The following is a 17,091-nucleotide window of genomic DNA, read 5'->3' as shown; positions in this document are numbered from 1 at the left end:
TCGGGGAGTGAACGATCATGGCGCCGAGCGGTACGTCCGGGAGACGGCCAAGGACCCTTCGCGGCCGGTCGACGCCGGTTGGCGCAGCCCGTTCCAGCGGGACCGGGCCCGGGTGCTGCACTCGGCGGCCTTCCGGCGGCTCGCGACGAAGACGCAGGTGCACACGGCCGGCAGTGACGAGTTCCTGCGTACCCGGCTGACCCACTCCCTGGAGGTCGCCCAGATCGCGCGGGAGATGGGGGAGCGGCTGGGGTGTGACCCCGACATCGTCGACACCGCCGGGCTCGCGCACGATCTCGGGCACCCCCCGTTCGGCCACACCGGCGAGGACGCCCTCGACTCCGTCGCACAGGCCTGCGGCGGGTTCGAGGGCAATGCGCAGACGCTGCGCGTGCTCACCCGGCTCGAAGCCAAGATTCTCGACGGGGACGGAGAGTCGGCCGGGCTCAACCTGACCCGGGCGAGCCTCGACGCCGTCTCCAAGTACCCGTGGCCGCGCCGCCCCGGAATGCGCAAGTTCGGCGTGTACGCCGACGACGTGGCGGTGTTCGACTGGCTGCGTGACCGCGCCCCCGAGCAGCGCCGCTGCCTGGAGGCCCAGGTGATGGACTGGGCCGATGACGTGGCGTACTCGGTGCACGACGTCGAGGACGGCGTGTACGGCGGCTACGTCCCGTTCCGGCAGTTGCGTCGCGACGCGGGCGAGCGGGCCGCGCTCTGCGCCGACGTCGCCGCGAGCTACTCCACCGAGTCGGCGGCGGACCTGGAGGTCGTCCTCGCGGAGGTGCTCGCCAACCCGCTGTTCGACCCGCTCGAGGAGTACGACGGCAGCCATGCCGCCCAGGTCGGGCTCAAGCGGGTGACCAGTGTGCTCACCGGGCGCTTCGTCGCCGGTGCGGTGACGGCCACCCGCGAGCGGCACGGTGACGCTCCGCTGCGGCGGTACGCGTGCGACCTCGAGGTGCCCCCGCGGATGCGGGCCGAGTGCGCGCTGCTCAAAGGCATCGCGCTGCGGTACGTGATGCGACGCGGCCCGGTGGCGGCCTGGCGCGACCGGCAGCAGGAGATCCTGCGGGAGCTGGTGGCGGCGCTCACGGTACGCGCGCCCGATGCGCTCGACCGGGCTTTCGCCCCGCGCTGGCGGGCCGCGGGCGACGACGCGGGACGGCTGCGGGTTGTGATCGACCAGGTGGCGAGCCTGACCGATCCGGCCGCCGTCGAATGGCACCGGCGGCTCATCGGCTGAACGGCGTGGATCTTGGGGAGTTCGACACCGTATGCGAGTCGAACTCCCCAAGATCTGGCCGCGAATCCCGGCTACAGGGTGAACTCCGAGACCATCGCGCTGAGATCGTTGGAGAGCCGGGCCAGTTCGGCCGAGGTCCGGCGGCTGCGCGTCGCGCCCGTCGTCGTCGCGGCGGTCGCCGAAGCGACCGTGGTGATGTTGGCCGCGATCTGCCCGGAACCGGACGCCGCCTCGGTCACGCTGCGGTTGATCTCGCTCGTGGTGGCCGTCTGCTCCTCCACGGCCGACGCGATCGTGGTCTGGTACTCGTTGATGTGGTTGATGATCTGAGAGATCTCCCCGATCGCTTCGACCACTCCCGAGGTGTCCGACTGGATCGCGACGACCCGGCGGGAGATGTCCTCGGTGGCCCGCGCCGTCTCCTGGGCCAGTTCCTTCACCTCGTTCGCGACGACCGCGAAGCCCCGGCCGGCCTCGCCGGCCCGGGCCGCCTCGATGGTGGCGTTCAGCGCGAGCAGGTTGGTCTGCTCCGCGATCGAGGTGATCAGCTTCACCACGTTTCCGATCTCCGCCGAGGAGTCACCGAGCTTCGCGACCGTCTCGTGGGTCTGCCCGGCCACCTTGACCGCCTGGGACGCTACGCGCGCGGCCTCGTTCGCGTTGTGTGCGATCTCGCGGATGGAGGCCCCCATCTCCTCGCTGCCGGTGGCGACCGTCTGGACGCTGCGCGAGACCTCCTCGGCCGCGGTGGCCACGACTCCCGCCTGGGTGCTGGCCTCTTCCGCCGAGGTGGCGATGTCATGGGCCGAGGCGTTCATCTCGTCGGCGGCGGTCGACAGCGTCTGCGCGGTCGCCGTGATTCCGCTGACCATGCCGGCCATGTTCCGCACCGCGGTGTTCAGCGCCTCGGCCATCTGCCCGGACTCGTCGCGCGAGCTCACCGGAACGGCCACGGCGAGGTTGCCGCCCGCCAGCTGGGCCAGGCCGTGCCGCACCCGCAGCAGTCCGGCGATCAGACGGCCCGAGACCAGCCACGCGAGGCCGCCGCCGATCAGGATGGCGAGCGCGGCGACCAGCATCGTGGTCCGGCTCGTCGACGTACGGGTGCTCTCGATCGCGGTCCTGCTCGCCGCGACCTGACCCTGCACGGAGGCGCGCAGCTTGTCCAGCGAGGTGGAGATGTCGAAGAAGATGTTCCACTTGGGGCCTGCGGAGACGGCGTCACCTTCGTCGAGCTTGCCCGACCGCCAGAGCGCGAAGATCTGGTTGTTGTAGTCGAGGTAGCTGTCCCACTGCTGGCGGATGCGGCTCAGGCTGGTCCGGCCCTGGGGCGTCAGTTGGGAGGGGTTCAGCCCGAAGATGTTCTTCTCGAAGCCCTGCACGCCGTCCTGGTAGTTCTTCAGGTTGTCGCCGCCCTCGGCCGCCGCGGCGGCGCCGCCCTCGGTCCGGGCCTTCCACGCGGTGATGTTCTGCCAGTTGGCGAGCCAGAGCAGGTTGTACCGACCCTGGTCCACGCTCTGCTCGACGGCGATCGCGCGGCTCCACTCCGCCTGGCGCTTGTTGACGGTGTTGCTGCCCACGGTGGCGGCCACGGCCACGACGGCGATGCCGAGAGCGAGGACGGCGACGATCGCGAAGATGCGGGTGCGGATACCCAGGTTGTCGAAGAAGTGCAGTCCTCGGAGGGGAGCGCCGCTGGGACGCTCCTTCCGTTGGTCGAAGCGTGCCGCGGCGTTCATTTGTTCCTCTCACTTGCTGCGCGCCGGCCCGTCGGGGCCTGTCCGGACGTCGTGCGGTTGTCCGTGGCGCGTTGGTTGCCGGGTGGACTCATCGGCAGGCTGGCGCCCGGCTTGACGGGGAATGTCTAAAAAGTGGCAATACTTCCGCTGACCTAGCCTTGCAACGCCGCCGTGAGCTGCTGGTTCGCCGGCGAGACCACGGCCGGCGGGCGGTCGCTGACCCGGTCGTAGACGGCCTTCCACGCCGCGGCGATCTCGCGAGCCGTGTTGTACGCGATCGTGACCGTCTGGCAGCCGCGACACCCGGCGGCCACGCCGTCGGCGTCGATGCCGAGCGAGCGGCACAGCGACACGGCGCGCGGCAGGTGGAACCCCTGGCTGACCAGCAGCGCCCGGCGCACCCCGTACACGTCGTGCGCCCGCCGGCAGGTGTCGTAGCTGTCCAGGCCGTACCCGTCGACCACGATCCGGTGCGCGGGCACGCCGTGTGCGACGAGATAGCGGCTCATCGCCGTCACCTCGTCGCCGGACCCGCCGTGCGCGTCGCCCGAGACCAGCACGGCCTTCGCCCGCCCGCTGCGGACCAGGTCGACGGCGGTGTCGAGCCGGCCCCGCAGGAACGGCATCGGCTGTGTGCCGCCCGGGGCCAACTGCGCGCCGAACACGATGGCCACCGGCGCCCTGCCCTGATCGTGGATGTGCCCCAGGGACGCCAGCCGCAGCCAGATCGTGGGCGCCAGGAGCAGGAGCGCCAGGGCCAGTCCGAGCGGCGCGAACCTGCGGACCAGCCGTGGCCAGCGGCCGCGCCGGCACGGCTCGTCGGGCCTCATCGGCGTGCTCATCCGTCCACCCCCGCCGTTGATCTACTGGTCGCGCACGCTAACAGGCCGGCGCACGCCGGCCGGTCGGCTGCCGACCGGCGACTACCGTGGGGAGGCGGTCAGGCAGGATGTATCCGACGAGAGGGGGGACGCGCGCGTTGGCAGGGCGGATTCGGGATGAGGACATCGCGCTGGTACGTGAGCGGACCTCCATCGTCGACGTGATCTCCGAGCATGTGACGCTCAAACCGGCCGGTGGGGGCAACCTCAAGGGCCTGTGCCCCTTCCACGACGAGAAGTCGCCGTCGTTCAACGTCACCCCGACCCGGGGCTTCTACCACTGCTTCGGCTGTGGCGCGGGCGGCGACGCCATCAACTTCGTCATGGAGATCGACCACCTGACGTTCGCGGAGGCGATCGAGCGGCTGGCCGGCCGGGCCGGCGTGCAGCTGCGCTACGAGGAGGCCGGGCCGGCGCCGGTACGCCAGACCGGCCAGAAGCAACGCCTGATCGCCGCGCACGCCGAGGCGGCCCGCTTCTACGCCGAGCAGCTGGGTACCCGCGGCGCGCGGCCGGCCCGCGAGTTCCTGGCCGAGCGCGGGTTCGACCGCGCCGCGGCGGAGCGTTACGGCTGCGGGTTCGCCCCGGACGGCTGGGACCTGCTGACCCGGCATCTGCGGCAGCGCGGCTTCACCGGCGAGGAGCTGGTCACGGCGGGGCTGTCGCGGGAGGCGCGCTCCGGCAGCCTCATCGACCGGTTCCGCCGCCGGTTGCTGTGGCCGATCAAGGAGATCTCCGGCGACGTCATCGGCTTCGGCGCGCGCAAGCTCTTCGACGACGACGACGGTCCGAAGTACCTCAACACCCCCGAGACGCCGATCTACAAGAAATCGCACGTGCTCTACGGCATCGACCTGGCCAAGCGGGAGATCGCCAAGCAGGGCCGGGCGGTGATCGTCGAGGGGTACACCGACGTGATGTCCTGCCATCTCGCCGGCGTACCGACCGCGGTGGCCACCTGCGGCACCGCCTTCGGCGCCGACCACATCGGCGTGCTGCGCCGGCTGCTGATGGACACCGACGCCTACCGCGGGGAGATCATCTTTACGTTCGACGGCGACGCGGCCGGCCAGAAGGCGGCGCTGCGGGCGTTCGAGGACGACCAGCGGTTCGTCGCGCAGACCTTCATCGCGGTCAGCCCCGACAACATGGACCCCTGCGAGCTTCGCCTGGCAAAGGGCGACGTCGCCGTACGGGACCTGGTCGCGCGCCGGGAACCGCTGCTGGCCTTCGCGCTGCGCTCGGTGCTCTCGCGCTACGACCTCGACACCGCCGAGGGGCGGGTCGCGGCGCTGCGGGCCACCGCGCCGCTCGTCGCGAAGATCAAAGACCGGGCGCTGCGGCCGGAGTACAGCCGCAAGCTCGCCGGTGACCTGGGCATGGAGATCGAGACGGTACAGCGGTTCGTCGCGCAGGCCGCTCGCGGTGAGGAGCCGGTCGCGGCGGCGCCCCGGCGGGCCGCCCGCGAGCCGGACGCCGACAGTCCCCAACGGACGGTCGAACGGGAGGCGTTGAAGCTGGCGCTGCAGTGCCCGGTGCTCGCCGGACCGATGTTCGACGAGGTCGACGCCGGGGCGTACGCCCACCCGGTGCACGCGGCCCTCCGGACGGCGATCGCCGAAGCCGGTGGGGCGGCCACCGCGACCGACGGGGTGGGCTGGGTCGACCAGGTCCGGGACTGCTGCGACGACCTCGCCGCGAAGGCGCTCGTCGCCGAACTGGCCGTCGAGCCGCTGCACCTGGCCGGTGAGCCCGACCCGAGGTACGTGACGATCATGCTCGCCCGGCTGCAACTGCCCTCGGCGACCCGCGCGATCGCCGATCTCAAGTCGAAGCTGCAGCGGCTCAACCCGGTGACCAATGTGGATGAGTACATGCGGCTGTTCGGTGAGCTGGTGTCGCTCGAACAGCACGCACAAGCGCTGCGCAACCAGGCGGCGGGAGGTCTGTAGTGGCACTGTTCCGACGCCGGAAACTGCCGACCGAGCAGCGCCCGAAGCTCGAAGGCGACGAGCGGATCGTCGCCTGGGCGCCGACCGGTCAGGATGTGGTGGTGCTGACCACGTACGGGATCTGGCTGCCCGGCGCGCAGGAGCGGCTGGGCTGGCACGAGGTCCACAAGGCCACCTGGTCGGGCCGCCAGCTCGGACTGGTCCCGGCCGGCGAGGTCGGCGCCGGCGAGGGGTACGTCATCGTGGCCGACCGGCCGGCCGTGGTGCACACGCTGCTCGAACCGGATCAGGTACCGGCGCAGGTGCACGCCCGCGTGACGAAGTCGATCGCGTACACCCAGCACCACCCGTTACCGGGCGGCGGGGGAGTACGGGTGGTGGCCCGCCGGGTACCCGGCGTGAACGGGCTGCGCTGGACGGTGCGCTACGACGAAGGGGTGGACCCGGGCGGGCCCGAGATCGCGACGCTCACCGCCGAGCTCGTCGAGTACGGCCGGTCCAGCCTCTAGTGCGGCGTCCACTGACGTTCACCGGGTTTGCCGGTGGCATGTGGTGGATCCTCGCCACGGGATGTGGTCGAGCGACTCCCCACGCTGGTGGTGGGGCGGGCCACCGCTGGCCAACCGACCCGCGTCGCCGTCCGTTGATCCGGACGGCGGGGGTCACGCCGGGCGCGGCCTCGACCGGGTAGGTGTCGGCCGGCTCGACGGTGCGTGACCACCCCCGGCGACACAACCTCGGTGGTGGTGGCTGCGCCGCCCGGGGTGCGGGTGGCGATGGTGGCGGCCGCGACCAGGTCGCGGTGCCCGGTGGTGGCATGGACCACACCCCATCACACGGTTCCGACAGAACCCGGCCAACGTTTGTCGTCAAAGCACTAGCGTTAATCGGTGGCGGTTCTGTCGTACGGCCGGGTTAGGGTCCGAAGGTGTCGGTCGCAGAGCCACTCATCGCCGCCCATGGCCTGGTGAAGCGCTTCGGAGACTTCACCGCGGTCGCCGGTATCGACCTCGAGGTCCGCGCCGGCGAGGCCTTCGGGTTCCTCGGCCCCAACGGCGCCGGCAAGTCCTCCACGATGCGCATGATCGGCTGCGTGTCCCCGCCCACCGGCGGCACGCTGCGGGTGCTCGGCATGGACCCGGTGCGCGCCGGGTCCGCCATCCGCGCCCGGCTGGGGGTCTGCCCGCAGCAGGACTCGCTCGACCCCGAGCTGACCGTCCGGGAAAACCTCATCGTGTACGCGCGGTACTTCGGCATCCCGCGCAAGGTCGCCCGGCAGCGCGCGGACGAGCTGATCGAGTTCGTCCAGCTGACCGAGCGGGCCGACGACACGGTGGAGCCGCTGTCGGGCGGCATGAAACGACGTCTCACGATCGCCCGGGCGCTGGTCAACGAGCCCGCGATCGTGCTGCTCGACGAGCCGACGACCGGCCTCGACCCGCAGGCCCGCCACCTGGTGTGGGAGCGGCTGTTCCAGCTCAAGCAGCGCGGGGTGACCCTCGTGCTCACCACCCACTACATGGACGAGGCGGAGCAGTTGTGCGACCGGCTCGTCGTCATGGACGGCGGGAAGATCGTGGCGGAGGGCTCGCCCCGGCAGCTGATCGAGCGCTACTCCACCCGGGAGGTCGTCGAGCTGCGCTTCGCCGAGGCCGCGCTGGACACCTACGTCGGCAAGCTCGAGGGGATCGGAGAGCGGCTCGAGCTGCTGCCCGACCGGATCCTGCTCTACGCCGCCGACGGCGACCTCGCCGTGGCCGCCGTCGCCGACCGCGCGCTGCGGCCCTCCAGCGTCCTCGTGCGCCGCAGCGGCCTCGAAGACGTGTTCCTGCACCTGACCGGCCGGACGCTGGTGGACTGACGATGATCCGCCCGACGTACGCGGTCTTCGAGCATCAGCTCGTGGCCTACCGGCGCACCTGGCGCGGCTCGGTGCTCAGCTCGTTCCTGCTGCCGGTGCTGTTCCTGCTGGCCATGGGCTTCACGGTCGGCGGTTACGTCGACCGGGCCGGGGGCTTGAGCGTGCGGTACGTCGACTTCATCGCGCCGGGGCTGCTCGCCTCGACGGCGTTGCAGATCGCCGTGGGGGAGTCGACCTGGCCGGTGTACTCGGGCTTCAAATGGCACCGGATGTACCACGCGATGCAGGCCACCCCGGTACGCGTGACCGACATGGTGCGCGGGCACATCGGATACGTCCTCCTGCGCGTCGGGCTGTCGGCGGCCGGCTTCCTGGTCGTGATGGGCCTGTTCGGCACGCTGCACTCGGCATGGGCCCCCGCCGCGCTGCCGGTGGCGGTGCTGGTCGGGCTCGCCACGGCGGCGCCCGTGTTCGCCTACAGCGCCAGCATCAGCACCGAGGGCCTGTTCGCGGTGCTCCTGCGCGTCGCGGTCATCCCCATGACGCTGTTCGCCGGGGTGTTCTTCCCCGTCGGGTCCCTGCCGCTGTGGGCCCGGATCCTGGCGTACGTCTCGCCGCTGTGGCACGGCGTGGAGCTGAGCCGCGCGGCGACGCTCGGCACGGCCACCGCGTGGGGCGTGTGGGCCCACCTCGGCTACCTGGCCGTGTGGAGCGTGGTCGGATACCTGCTCGCGACGCACCGCTTCCGTCGCCGGCTCGCGGACTGAGGGGAGAGGCGATGGTCACCCTCCTGTTGCCACGCCTGGCCGCCCGCGCCGACGCGCGCGTGCGGCGCGCGGCCGCCGTCACCGGACGCAACGTGGCGGCCGCCCGCCATTTCGGGTACTGGTGGGCTCTCGTCTCGGGCTTCTTCGAGCCGGTGCTCTACCTGCTCTCCATCGGCCTCGGCGTCGGCGCGCTGATCAAGACCTTCACGCTGCCCGACGGTCGCACGATCTCGTACGCGGCGTTCGTCGCGCCCGCGATGCTGGCCGCCTCGGCGATGAACGGCGCGTTGACCGAGGCGATGAACATGGTCGGGAAGATGAGGTACATGCGGCTCTACGACGCCGTGCTCGCCACGCCCGTCCAGCCGTTCGAGGTGGCGCTCGGCGAGCTGATGTGGGGCCTCGTGCGCGGCTCGAGCTACTCGCTCGCCTTCCTCGTGATGATGGTCGGCATGCAATTGACGACGGTCGGCTGGGCCCTCGTGGCGTTCCCGGCGACCGTGATCGTCGGCTTCGCCTTCGGTGGCCTGGGCATGGCCGTCGCCACGTACGTGCGCAGCTGGCAGGACTTCGACTACGTCATGGTGGTGCAGTTCGCCCTGTTCCTGTTCTCCGGCACGTTCGCCCCGGCCGACTCGTACCCGTGGGGCGTGCAGGTCCTGGTGCAGGTGACCCCGCTCTACCACGGCGTGGAGCTGTTGCGCGGATTGACTACCGGCACGCTGAACTGGGGCCTGCTCGGCCACACGGCATACCTGGTCGCGCTCGCGTCGGTCGGCCTGACGATCGCCGGCCGCCGCATGGGACGTCTGCTCTGCAGATGACGCTGAATGCGGTTACGGGTGGTCCCGCTGTCAGCGGGACCACCCGTAACCGGTGTTCGTCAGGCTCAGCGACCACGCGGGGTGGTGCCGCCGGGCCTCGGCGTGGTGGTGGCGCCACCGGCGGTGGTGGCGGCCTCGCCGGTCGTCGTCGTGGTGTTGGAGCCAGGGGTCCGCGGCGTCGTCGTGGCACTGCCGGTCGTCGTCGTGCCGGTGGTGCCGGTGCCGGTGGTCGTGCCCGTCGTGCCGGTGGACCGTGCGCCAGCCGTGGCCAGCGATTCGGTGCGCTCCGTCCGGGTGCCCGGCTCGGTCTCCATCGCGCTGATCAACTTCTCGCCGACCTTGGTGTCGGCCAGCTTGCTGTTGCTCAGCTTCTCCTTGCCGCCGGAGACGATCTTGTTGGCCTGCTCCTGGACGACTCCGGCGGCCTCCTGGACCGTCGGGTTTTCCCGCACCTTGCGGGCTGTCTGGACCAGCTCCTCATACTTCTCCCGCCCCGCCCGCGAACCGAGCACGAACCCGGCTCCGAGGCCAGCGAGGAACATCAGCTTGCCGCGCATAGCGACCTCCTCCTTCTACGCGAAGCACATGTGGGTCCGCGCTGGACCGCTCGCGCCCGCCCGCGTGTGCCTATTTCTGTACCCGTCTGGCCCTGCCTCTACACGCGCGGCCCGGACGGAAGCGCTATGGGCGATTTGTCGGTGGGTAGTGGGCTCCAAGGGCTCGTTCAACTTCCTCCCGGCGTGTTTCGGCAACCCGGTAGCGCGAACCCCCGAATCGTTGTGTACTCTTGTCGCGTCGCCCAGCAAGGTCGACAGCGGTCCCCCGTAGCTCAATTGGCAGAGCAGCCGGCTGTTAACCGGCAGGTTTTTGGTTCGAGTCCAAACGGGGGAGCCACCAACCCGATCGCCCGCCGCATCCGGCGGGCGATCGTCGTCAGGGGGGCGACCCGCGCGGCGAAGGCTGTGGGTGCACGTGCGCAGGGGCGGCTCGGTAAGCTGTGCCCGCCGGGGCGGTAGCTCAGCCGGTTAGAGCAGAGGACTCATAATCCTCCGGTCGTGGGTTCGAGTCCCACCCGCCCCACCAGTGGCTTGACTCGCCTGGCGTCGTCACGTGGTTGCATCGTGCGGCTGCAGTTGCTGTTGGATAGCGGCATCGGCTCTGGTCACGCCGCGAGGACGGAAACCTCGTACTTCTGGATTTCGGGATCCCTGGTCACCAGGGTCAGGTCCTCACACTGCGCCTGTGCCACCAGCATCCGGTCGAAGGGATCGCGATGGATCATCGGGAGCCGGCCTGCGGCAATGGCGTGCGGCGACCTGATCGGCAGCTCGGTGAATCCACAGTCGCGGATTCGTTCCGGTAGGTCGATCGGCCCCTTGAGCTTGCCGAGCGTCTGCTTGATCGCGATCTCCCAGATGGTGGCGGGACTGACATAGATGTTCGGCTCGCTGTCGATCGAACTCTTGATCTCGTCCGACAGCGTGGGATCGTCAGTCAGCCACCCGAGGATGACGTGGGTGTCCAGGAGAAGTCTCACTGCGCCAAGCCGAAGTCGAGTGCGATGGTCTCGTTCACTTCGGGCGAGTCCCAATCCTCCGTCGCGAGGAGCTTCCCGCGCAGTGACCCGCGCCCGCTGCGATGCACCTTGCGGTTCAGTGGGATGACTTTCGCGACCGGAGTGCCCGCCCGGCTGATGACGATCTCTTCGCCGTGTTCCACCCGGTCGATGATGCGAGACAGATTGGTCTTGGCGTCGTGGATGTTGAACTGCGCTGCGGCGTCGCTCGTCATGCGGCACCTCCTTAGCTAAGAGGTTAGTCCACCGTGTGTGAGCTGGCTAGGGTGTGGACTGCAGCGATCGCTCCAGGCGACAGCAGAGGATTCGGCGCACAGCGCTGCTGGTCGGTGAGCGTTCAAGCTGGTATCGCACAGCGCTCAGGCCGCGGCGATCCGGGTGCTGTTCGTCTTCGACCCGTGGTCGCAGGCGGTCCTGCTGGTGGCCGGGAACGAGGCGGGCGATTGGACACGCTGGTACAAGACGGCGATCCCGATGGCGGAAGCCGCATACGACACTTGGTTAGCCGTGGAGAGGAAACGGAGGGAGGGCTCATGACCGAGTTCCACGACTGGGACGACATCCGCGCCGAGCTGCACGACGGGGACGATGAGGCCCTCGCCGCAGAGAGGGCCCGCACGGAAGCGTGGGCCAGCGCTTACCACCTCGCCGAGGAGCGCAAGCGGTTGGGGCTGACCCAACGTCAGGTCGCCGAGATCATGGGCGTCTCACCCGGCCGGATCAGTCAGATCGAGAACGGTGACCTCGACGTCAACGAGGTGGCTACCTTGAGCCGGTACGCACGAGCGCTGGGTGCCCGGATGCGGATCATCTTCGACTACGGCAACGACCTACGGCAGATCGCCTGAGTCGGGTTGGGTGCCAGGATTTCCTACCGCTATGGAGTGCGGGTGGCCGACGAGGACACCCAGGCGGAAGGCTACGAGTCGCGCGAGGCTGCCGGGCGCAACCGCTCTGGTGACGGTGCCGGTAGGGAGGTGTGACGTGATGCCGTGGGCGGTGCTGGCGCTGTGGCTGGCCACCGAGGTCACCGGGGCGCGGATGCTCGCGATGTTCGTCCGCCGTGACGGGCTGCACGACGAGGGTGTGGCCAGCGGTTACCTGGTGACGTTGATCGCCAACTTCACCCTGGGCACGGCCAGCGGCATCCCCTGGGCACTGCATCTGGCGACCGGCGTCCGAATACTCGCCTGGGCCGCGGCCGTGCAGCTGCTGTTCACCACTCTGATCGGCACGGTCCTGGCCGTGCCGTGGCACCGTGCCCACCGCCGTGGCCGGCCCACGCCCGAGGCTGGCGGGCCGCCGGCCTGGACCTATCCGCGACTCGCCGAAAGCGGCCACGGCCTGCTCGCCTGGGCCACAACCGCACTCGCCTTCACCGTTGCCGTCATTGGGTGACCACACCGCGGTCCTCGACCGGATTGCCCACCATCGAGATTTCGTCTGCTTTGCACGCCATGGTTGATCGAAGGTTGTTCGGCCTTCCGTAGCGTGCTGAGGGCTGGCAGGCGAAGCCGTGGCGAAAGGACCTTGCGTTGCGCCAGCCATCACCGTGGCGGCCCTCCTCGCTGGTTCGAGACGTCCGGCGTCGGCCGGGCATCGCAACGCCAGCGAGGAGGGCAGGCCCGTCGATGTCGGGGCGAACAGGCGCGACCGCCGGGGCGGTAAGGATCACCCCGCTGGGCTGACCACTGCCTGCTCGATCGTCGCGGAAGCACGCTCCGTACGCCCCCGCACGGCGAAGGTGCCGATGGCGAACAGCGTTGCGAAGAAGATGCAGTCCGGCAGCAGGAACCAGGCCCCGGGCAGCCCGAGGGCGCCGCCGATGCACGAGACGATCATCGCGGCCCCGATCCACCATGGCAGCGTCCGGGCCCTGAGGATGGCGATGCCGAGGCAGATCGAGCCGACGACCAGGGCCAGTAGCGCGACGCCCCCGAAGGCTGCGAAGCCGGCCGGTTCCTCTGCGGGGATACCGCCGTGATCGACCAGGTACGGCTTGACGAACGCCTCGGTCGTGCCCTCGCCGACGTTGAGCATCACCAGCGCGGCGAAGATGCCGGTGTAGCCGATGATGTGCAGCTTCGGCGCGCGTCCCGCGAAGGTCAGGATCACCGGCAGCCCCAGCGCGATGATGACGTCCCCGATCAGCGCGATCAACTCGAACAGCGGCCAGTACTGGTAGCGAAACACCTCTTCGCCGCTGCCCGGCGCGAGCAGGTTGGCGGCGAGGTAGCCCACCGCCGCGACGATCGTGCCGACGATGAGCGCCCATCCGCCAAGGCGCCTCACGTTCATGGTCATGGCTTCCTCCACGAGATGCAGCGCTCTGCGCTGCGTGTGATTGCCGCCCGTCGGCGGCGCGTCCTCAGCGTCGGCCCTGCGGACCCGTGGCGTCGTCGTGCCGCGGTCGGCACCGGGTCATACCCCGGTCGCGGCCGAGCGACTGGAAATGCGACCTGCGGATGACGCCGCGCAGGCCCGACTGCCGGTAACTTGCCGATGTGATGCAGTTGACGGCGCCGGTGCAGGCCCAGGCGGGGAGCCATTCCGGGGCGCGGGTGGAGTCGGAGACGCGCGCATGGCTGCGGCGCCGGCCGGCGGGCGTGCTGCCCGACGCGCTGTTCGCGATCGCGATAGCCGTCTTCGCCCAGATCAATCTCGTGTTCCAGCTCGACAACTCGACACCCTACGGGCCGATGCCGGCCGTGGCCGCCTCCACCCTGGTGGCGACGGCGGTGCTGGCGCTGCGCCGGGTGACGCCGCTGGCCACTGCCGTGATCGTCGCGGTCGCGATCGCCGGGCCGATGCTGGTCACGCCGCTGACGGTGACGCTGTGGGGCGACATGCTGCCGATCCTGGTCGCCACGTACTCGGTGGCCCGGCACAGTGAACGGGCGCGGGCCGTTATCGGCGTGGCCGCGATCGTGACCGCCGTGGTCGTCGTGTTCCTGCGCAACCCGGAGTCCGGCACCGTCGGCAACCTCCCGTTCGTAGGGGTGCCGGTGGCGGTGTGCCTCGTCGCCGGCCGGGTGCTGCGTGCTCGCGCCCGCAGCCAGTCCGACGACCGCGCCCGCGCGCAGCAATTGGAAGCCGAGCGCGAGGAGGCGATCGGTGCCGCGCTTGCCGAGGAACGCGCTCGCATCGCGCGCGAGTTGCACGACATCGTGGCCCACTGCGTCAGCGTCATGGTGGTCCAGGCGGGTGCCGCCGAGGACCTGCTCGACCGCGACCCGCAGCAGGCTCGAGCGCCACTGCAGTCGATCCAGGACACCGGACGGCAGGCGGTCGGCGAACTCCGGCGGATGCTCGGCCTGCTGCGCGGAGAACGGGCCCGGCTCGCGCTCAAGCCGCAGCCGGGGACGGCGGACCTGGCCGACCTCGTCGACCACATGGCCGAGATCGGTCTGCCGGTCGAACTCACCGTGGAGGGCTCGGCCCGGCCGCTGCCACCCGGCGTGGATCTGACCGTCTACCGGATCGTGCAGGAGGCGCTCACCAACGCGCTCAAGCACGCGGCGCCGACCACCGCGCACGTCGTGTTGCACTACGACGATCAGTCCGTACGGGTGAGCGTCCGGGACACCGGGCCGACCGGCGGTTCGGGCGGCGCCGGCGCGAACCGGGTCGGGCACGGCCTCATCGGGATGCACGAACGGGTCGGGCTCTACGGCGGCACGCTCGAGACGGCAGCCGCGCCTGGGGCGGGCTTCACCGTGACGGCGCGGTTGCCGCTGCAGGCGGCCCAGCGATGATCCGCGTCCTACTCGTCGACGACCAGGCCCTCGTGCGCGGCGGTTTCCACTCCATTCTGGATGGTCAGGACGACATCGAGGTGGTCGGCGAGGCGGCCGACGGCATGGAGGCCATCGACAAGGCGCTCACGCTGCTGCCCGACGTCATCCTGATGGACATCCGCATGCCGCGCATGGACGGGATCGAGGCGACGCGTCGCCTACTGGAGGGCGGCCGCTGCCCGGCGCGGGTACTCATCCTCACCACATTCGATGAGGACGAGTACGTCTATCAGGCGCTGCGCGCCGGGGCGAGCGGCTTCCTGCTCAAGAGCGCACCGCCACGCGAGCTGGCCGGGGCCACCCGTACGGTCGCCGCGGGCGAGGCGCTGCTGGCACCGGAGATCACCCGGCGAATGATCGAGGAGTACGTTCGGCGCCCGCGGCCGGGCACCGGCCGCCCCGCCGGACTCGAGGCGCTGACCCCACGCGAACTCGAGGTGCTGGGGCTCATCGCCCGCGGTCGCTCCAATGCCGAGATCGGTGCGGAGCTTTACCTGAGCGAGGCGACGGTCAAGACCCACGTCACCCGCGTCCTCGCCAAACTGGGCCTGCGCGACCGAATCCAAGCCGTCGTCTTCGCCTACGAGTGTGGACTCGTCAAACCCGGATACTGATGCGGGGGTGGCCTCGTCAGCGCCGCCGTGCGGCGGCGGACGAACGTCAGCGGCTTCGCAGGCTGTCCAGCCCGCAGAGGTACCGCTGGCACGCGAATCATGTCGCACGGTGGCGTCGGGCCACCCGCCCAGGTATCGGCGGAACCGTCACGACAGGCCCGTGAGCTGCTGGAATGCGGGTGGTTCCGGCGGGCGGGTCGTCGACATCGTACGGTCAGCCGGCGGCGGTCTGTGTCAGCTCCGCCACCCCGGCGGCAGCGCCAACGGCGGTGGATGGGGCTCCGGTGAGCGGGGCGCCTGTGGCCGATGCGGCGGTACGGGTGCGCAACGCCCGCCAGCCGACGATGGCGCCGGCCAGCGCGCAGACCGCAGCAACGAGCAATCCGCGGGTCAGCGCGACGTCGAACGCGGCCCGGGCGGGTCCGGTGACGGCCGGGTCGCCCACGCTCAGGGCGCCGGCCAGCGATTCCCGGGCTGCCACCGGCGCCATTGCCGGCAGGTGGGAGCGGTAGACGGCGGAGAGCACGGTGCCGAGGACGGCGACGCCGAGCGCGGCACCGAGCTCCTGCAGGGTGTCGTTGAGCGCCGAGCCGACGCCGGCGTGTTCGCGCGGCAGCGATCCCATCAGTGCGGCGCTGGCCGGGGCCATCGCGGTGCCCATGCCCGCTCCGACCATCAGTCCGCCGATGAGTACCGGGGCGTAGGAGTCGGTGGAGGTCAGCGCCGCCAGTGTGGTGAGCCCGGCGGCCATCAGCAGAAGTCCGGCCGCGACGACGGCGCCGCCACCGATTCTGCGGGCCAGCTGGGGGGCGATCGGCGCGGTGAGCCCGATCGCGACGGCGACGGGAAGGGTGCCCAGCCCCGCCGCCAGCGGGCTGAACCCGAGCACCAGCTGCAGGTACTGGGTGAGGCCGAAGCTGGTGCCGGCGAGGGCGAACAGCAGTAGCACGCCGACCCCGCCGGCACCGGCGAAGCGGCGGTTTCGCAGCAGCGCCAGGTTCAGCATCGGGGTGGCCGTGTGTCGCTCCCAGCCGATGAACGCGGCCAGCGCGGCGACGGCGATCCCGGTCGCGGTCAGCACCCGGGTGGAGGTCCAGCCGTGCTCGGGTGCACCGATGACCGTCCACACCGCGGCGACGATGCCCGTGGTCGCCAGCGCGGCGCCGACGACGTCGGGCCGGCTCGCGTTCGGGTTGCGGGACTCGGGCACCAGCAGCAGCGCCCCGATCAGTGCGAGGGCGACGACGGGGGCGTTGACGAGGAACACCGAGCCCCACCAGAAGTGGGTGACCAGCAGCCCGCCGAGGATGGGACCGGCGGCCACGCCGAGGGCGGAGGTGCCGCCCCAGATGCCGATCGCCTTCGGCCGCTCGGTGTCGTCGAAGACGTGCACCAGGATGCTCAACGTTCCCGGCATCAGGAACGCCCCTCCGATGCCCATGAGGCCACGGCAGACGATCAGGGTGGTCGCGGCGCCGGTGAACGCGGCGGCGACCGACGCGCCGCCGAAGAGCACGAGGCCGAGCAGCAGGCCCTTGCGGCGACCGAGCCGGTCCGACAGCGACCCGGCAGTCAGCAACAGGCCGGCGAAGACCAGCGAGTAGGCGTCCACGACCCACTGGGTCTGCGCAGCTGTCAGGTCCAGGTCGTGCACCAGGTGCGGGATGGCGACGTTGAGGACGGTGTTGTCCAGCGTCGCGATGAACAGCGACAGGCACAGGACGGCGAGGGTCCACCAGCGGCGCGGATGCCGGGTCGGCGGGTGCACGGGCGCGGTCACGGACAGGCCTTTCTTCTGGAACGGGTGACGTGGGTGGGCTTCAGCGGCAGACGG

The 17,091-nt window shown here is 70.7% G+C and carries 18 protein-coding genes and 2 tRNA genes; 13 read left to right on the top strand and 7 right to left on the bottom strand.

The window, feature by feature from the left end:
- The first annotated feature begins 7 nt into the window (after positions 1 to 7).
- Positions 8 to 1,246, top strand: a complete 1,239-nt coding sequence (locus HC031_RS15235; RefSeq protein WP_167925955.1) for a deoxyguanosinetriphosphate triphosphohydrolase — start codon at positions 8 to 10, stop codon at positions 1,244 to 1,246.
- A 71-nt stretch (positions 1,247 to 1,317) separates the two neighbouring features.
- Here HC031_RS15235 and HC031_RS33135 read toward each other — a convergent pair whose 3' ends face one another.
- Together HC031_RS33135 and HC031_RS15225 are read right to left on the bottom strand one after the other, a co-directional pair.
- A complete protein-coding gene (locus HC031_RS33135) occupies positions 1,318 to 2,985 on the bottom strand; it encodes a methyl-accepting chemotaxis protein (protein ID WP_240942529.1) in 1,668 nt (555 codons plus the stop codon).
- A 152-nt stretch (positions 2,986 to 3,137) separates the two neighbouring features.
- Positions 3,138 to 3,827 (bottom strand): SanA/YdcF family protein, encoded by a 690-nt coding sequence (locus tag HC031_RS15225; RefSeq protein WP_167925954.1) that lies wholly within the window; start codon positions 3,825 to 3,827, stop codon positions 3,138 to 3,140.
- A 107-nt stretch (positions 3,828 to 3,934) separates the two neighbouring features.
- Between HC031_RS15225 and dnaG the strand changes: the two genes are divergently transcribed.
- From dnaG to HC031_RS15200, 5 genes are all read left to right on the top strand, one after another.
- Entirely contained in the window at positions 3,935 to 5,818 is a 1,884-nt protein-coding gene (dnaG, locus tag HC031_RS15220) for a DNA primase (protein WP_167925953.1), read from the top strand.
- Positions 5,818 to 6,327: a hypothetical protein gene (locus HC031_RS15215; RefSeq protein ID WP_167925952.1), complete on the top strand. Its 510-nt coding sequence runs from the start codon at positions 5,818 to 5,820 to the stop codon at positions 6,325 to 6,327. The genes dnaG and HC031_RS15215 overlap by 1 nt, the downstream gene beginning before the upstream one ends.
- Before the next feature lie 419 nt (positions 6,328 to 6,746).
- Complete coding sequence (locus HC031_RS15210) at positions 6,747 to 7,679, top strand: ATP-binding cassette domain-containing protein (protein WP_167925951.1); 933 nt, start codon at positions 6,747 to 6,749, stop codon at positions 7,677 to 7,679.
- A 2-nt stretch (positions 7,680 to 7,681) separates the two neighbouring features.
- Entirely contained in the window at positions 7,682 to 8,446 is a 765-nt protein-coding gene (locus tag HC031_RS15205) for an ABC transporter permease (protein ID WP_167925950.1), read from the top strand.
- A gap of 11 nt (positions 8,447 to 8,457) precedes the next feature.
- Positions 8,458 to 9,270: an ABC transporter permease gene (locus HC031_RS15200; protein WP_167925949.1), complete on the top strand. Its 813-nt coding sequence runs from the start codon at positions 8,458 to 8,460 to the stop codon at positions 9,268 to 9,270.
- A 65-nt stretch (positions 9,271 to 9,335) separates the two neighbouring features.
- Here HC031_RS15200 and HC031_RS33130 read toward each other — a convergent pair whose 3' ends face one another.
- Positions 9,336 to 9,827: a hypothetical protein gene (locus HC031_RS33130; protein WP_240942527.1), complete on the bottom strand. Its 492-nt coding sequence runs from the start codon at positions 9,825 to 9,827 to the stop codon at positions 9,336 to 9,338.
- A gap of 261 nt (positions 9,828 to 10,088) precedes the next feature.
- Between HC031_RS33130 and HC031_RS15190 the strand changes: the two genes are divergently transcribed.
- Both HC031_RS15190 and HC031_RS15185 read left to right on the top strand, forming a co-directional pair.
- Positions 10,089 to 10,164 (top strand) — tRNA-Asn (locus HC031_RS15190).
- A gap of 112 nt (positions 10,165 to 10,276) precedes the next feature.
- A tRNA-Ile gene (locus tag HC031_RS15185) sits at positions 10,277 to 10,353 on the top strand.
- A 79-nt stretch (positions 10,354 to 10,432) separates the two neighbouring features.
- Here the strand turns inward: HC031_RS15185 and HC031_RS15180 are convergent.
- Complete coding sequence (locus HC031_RS15180) at positions 10,433 to 10,807, bottom strand: PIN domain-containing protein (RefSeq protein ID WP_167925948.1); 375 nt, start codon at positions 10,805 to 10,807, stop codon at positions 10,433 to 10,435.
- Complete coding sequence (locus tag HC031_RS15175) at positions 10,804 to 11,061, bottom strand: type II toxin-antitoxin system Phd/YefM family antitoxin (RefSeq protein ID WP_167925947.1); 258 nt, start codon at positions 11,059 to 11,061, stop codon at positions 10,804 to 10,806. Before HC031_RS15175 ends, HC031_RS15180 begins: the two co-directional genes overlap by 4 nt.
- 127 nt (positions 11,062 to 11,188) lie before the next feature.
- Here HC031_RS15175 and HC031_RS33910 point away from each other — a divergent pair, with 127 nt between their 5' ends.
- From HC031_RS33910 to HC031_RS15160, 3 genes are all read left to right on the top strand, one after another.
- A complete protein-coding gene (locus HC031_RS33910) occupies positions 11,189 to 11,383 on the top strand; it encodes a type II toxin-antitoxin system RelE/ParE family toxin (RefSeq protein ID WP_167926028.1) in 195 nt (64 codons plus the stop codon).
- The gene (locus HC031_RS15165) at positions 11,380 to 11,694 is read left to right on the top strand and encodes a transcriptional regulator (protein WP_167925946.1); all 315 of its coding nucleotides are present in this window, start codon (positions 11,380 to 11,382) and stop codon (positions 11,692 to 11,694) included. The genes HC031_RS33910 and HC031_RS15165 overlap by 4 nt, the downstream gene beginning before the upstream one ends.
- A gap of 136 nt (positions 11,695 to 11,830) precedes the next feature.
- Positions 11,831 to 12,244: a hypothetical protein gene (locus tag HC031_RS15160; protein ID WP_167925945.1), complete on the top strand. Its 414-nt coding sequence runs from the start codon at positions 11,831 to 11,833 to the stop codon at positions 12,242 to 12,244.
- Between the two features lie 273 nt (positions 12,245 to 12,517).
- Here HC031_RS15160 and HC031_RS15155 read toward each other — a convergent pair whose 3' ends face one another.
- The gene (locus tag HC031_RS15155; RefSeq protein ID WP_167925944.1) at positions 12,518 to 13,150 is read right to left on the bottom strand and encodes a hypothetical protein; all 633 of its coding nucleotides are present in this window, start codon (positions 13,148 to 13,150) and stop codon (positions 12,518 to 12,520) included.
- 203 nt (positions 13,151 to 13,353) lie between these two features.
- On the opposite strand from HC031_RS15155, the gene HC031_RS15150 reads away from it, so the two are divergent.
- Together HC031_RS15150 and HC031_RS15145 are read left to right on the top strand one after the other, a co-directional pair.
- Complete coding sequence (locus HC031_RS15150; RefSeq protein WP_240942552.1) at positions 13,354 to 14,601, top strand: sensor histidine kinase; 1,248 nt, start codon at positions 13,354 to 13,356, stop codon at positions 14,599 to 14,601.
- Positions 14,598 to 15,257, top strand: coding sequence for a response regulator (locus tag HC031_RS15145; RefSeq protein ID WP_167925942.1), 660 nt, complete (start codon positions 14,598 to 14,600; stop codon positions 15,255 to 15,257). The genes HC031_RS15150 and HC031_RS15145 overlap by 4 nt, the downstream gene beginning before the upstream one ends.
- A gap of 214 nt (positions 15,258 to 15,471) precedes the next feature.
- Here the strand turns inward: HC031_RS15145 and HC031_RS15140 are convergent, their stop codons facing one another.
- Positions 15,472 to 17,037: a DHA2 family efflux MFS transporter permease subunit gene (locus tag HC031_RS15140; RefSeq protein ID WP_167925941.1), complete on the bottom strand. Its 1,566-nt coding sequence runs from the start codon at positions 17,035 to 17,037 to the stop codon at positions 15,472 to 15,474.
- Between the last annotated feature and the right edge of the window lie 54 nt (positions 17,038 to 17,091).

Source organism: Planosporangium thailandense, assembly GCF_011947195.1.
Taxonomy (GTDB): domain Bacteria; phylum Actinomycetota; class Actinomycetes; order Mycobacteriales; family Micromonosporaceae; genus Planosporangium; species Planosporangium thailandense.
Note: the sequence above shows the minus strand (reverse complement) of the source record. Positions and strands in the feature narration are given on the sequence as shown.

Bases quoted from the DNA above. Each gene is read 5' to 3' on its own strand.
- HC031_RS15225 (WP_167925954.1), bottom strand. From the start codon at position 3,827: ATGAGCACGCCGATGAGGCCCGACGAGCCGTGCCGGCGCGGCCGCTGG.
- HC031_RS15200 (WP_167925949.1), top strand. From the start codon at position 8,458: ATGGTCACCCTCCTGTTGCCACGCCTGGCCGCCCGCGCCGACGCGCGC.
- HC031_RS15155 (WP_167925944.1), bottom strand. From the start codon at position 13,150: ATGACCATGAACGTGAGGCGCCTTGGCGGATGGGCGCTCATCGTCGGC.
- HC031_RS15205 (WP_167925950.1), top strand. From the start codon at position 7,682: ATGATCCGCCCGACGTACGCGGTCTTCGAGCATCAGCTCGTGGCCTAC.
- HC031_RS15145 (WP_167925942.1), top strand. From the start codon at position 14,598: ATGATCCGCGTCCTACTCGTCGACGACCAGGCCCTCGTGCGCGGCGGT.
- HC031_RS15175 (WP_167925947.1), bottom strand. From the start codon at position 11,061: ATGACGAGCGACGCCGCAGCGCAGTTCAACATCCACGACGCCAAGACC.
- HC031_RS15150 (WP_240942552.1), top strand. From the start codon at position 13,354: ATGCAGTTGACGGCGCCGGTGCAGGCCCAGGCGGGGAGCCATTCCGGG.
- HC031_RS33135 (WP_240942529.1), bottom strand. From the start codon at position 2,985: ATGAACGCCGCGGCACGCTTCGACCAACGGAAGGAGCGTCCCAGCGGC.
- HC031_RS33130 (WP_240942527.1), bottom strand. From the start codon at position 9,827: ATGCGCGGCAAGCTGATGTTCCTCGCTGGCCTCGGAGCCGGGTTCGTG.
- HC031_RS15165 (WP_167925946.1), top strand. From the start codon at position 11,380: ATGACCGAGTTCCACGACTGGGACGACATCCGCGCCGAGCTGCACGAC.
- dnaG (WP_167925953.1), top strand. From the start codon at position 3,935: ATGTATCCGACGAGAGGGGGGACGCGCGCGTTGGCAGGGCGGATTCGG.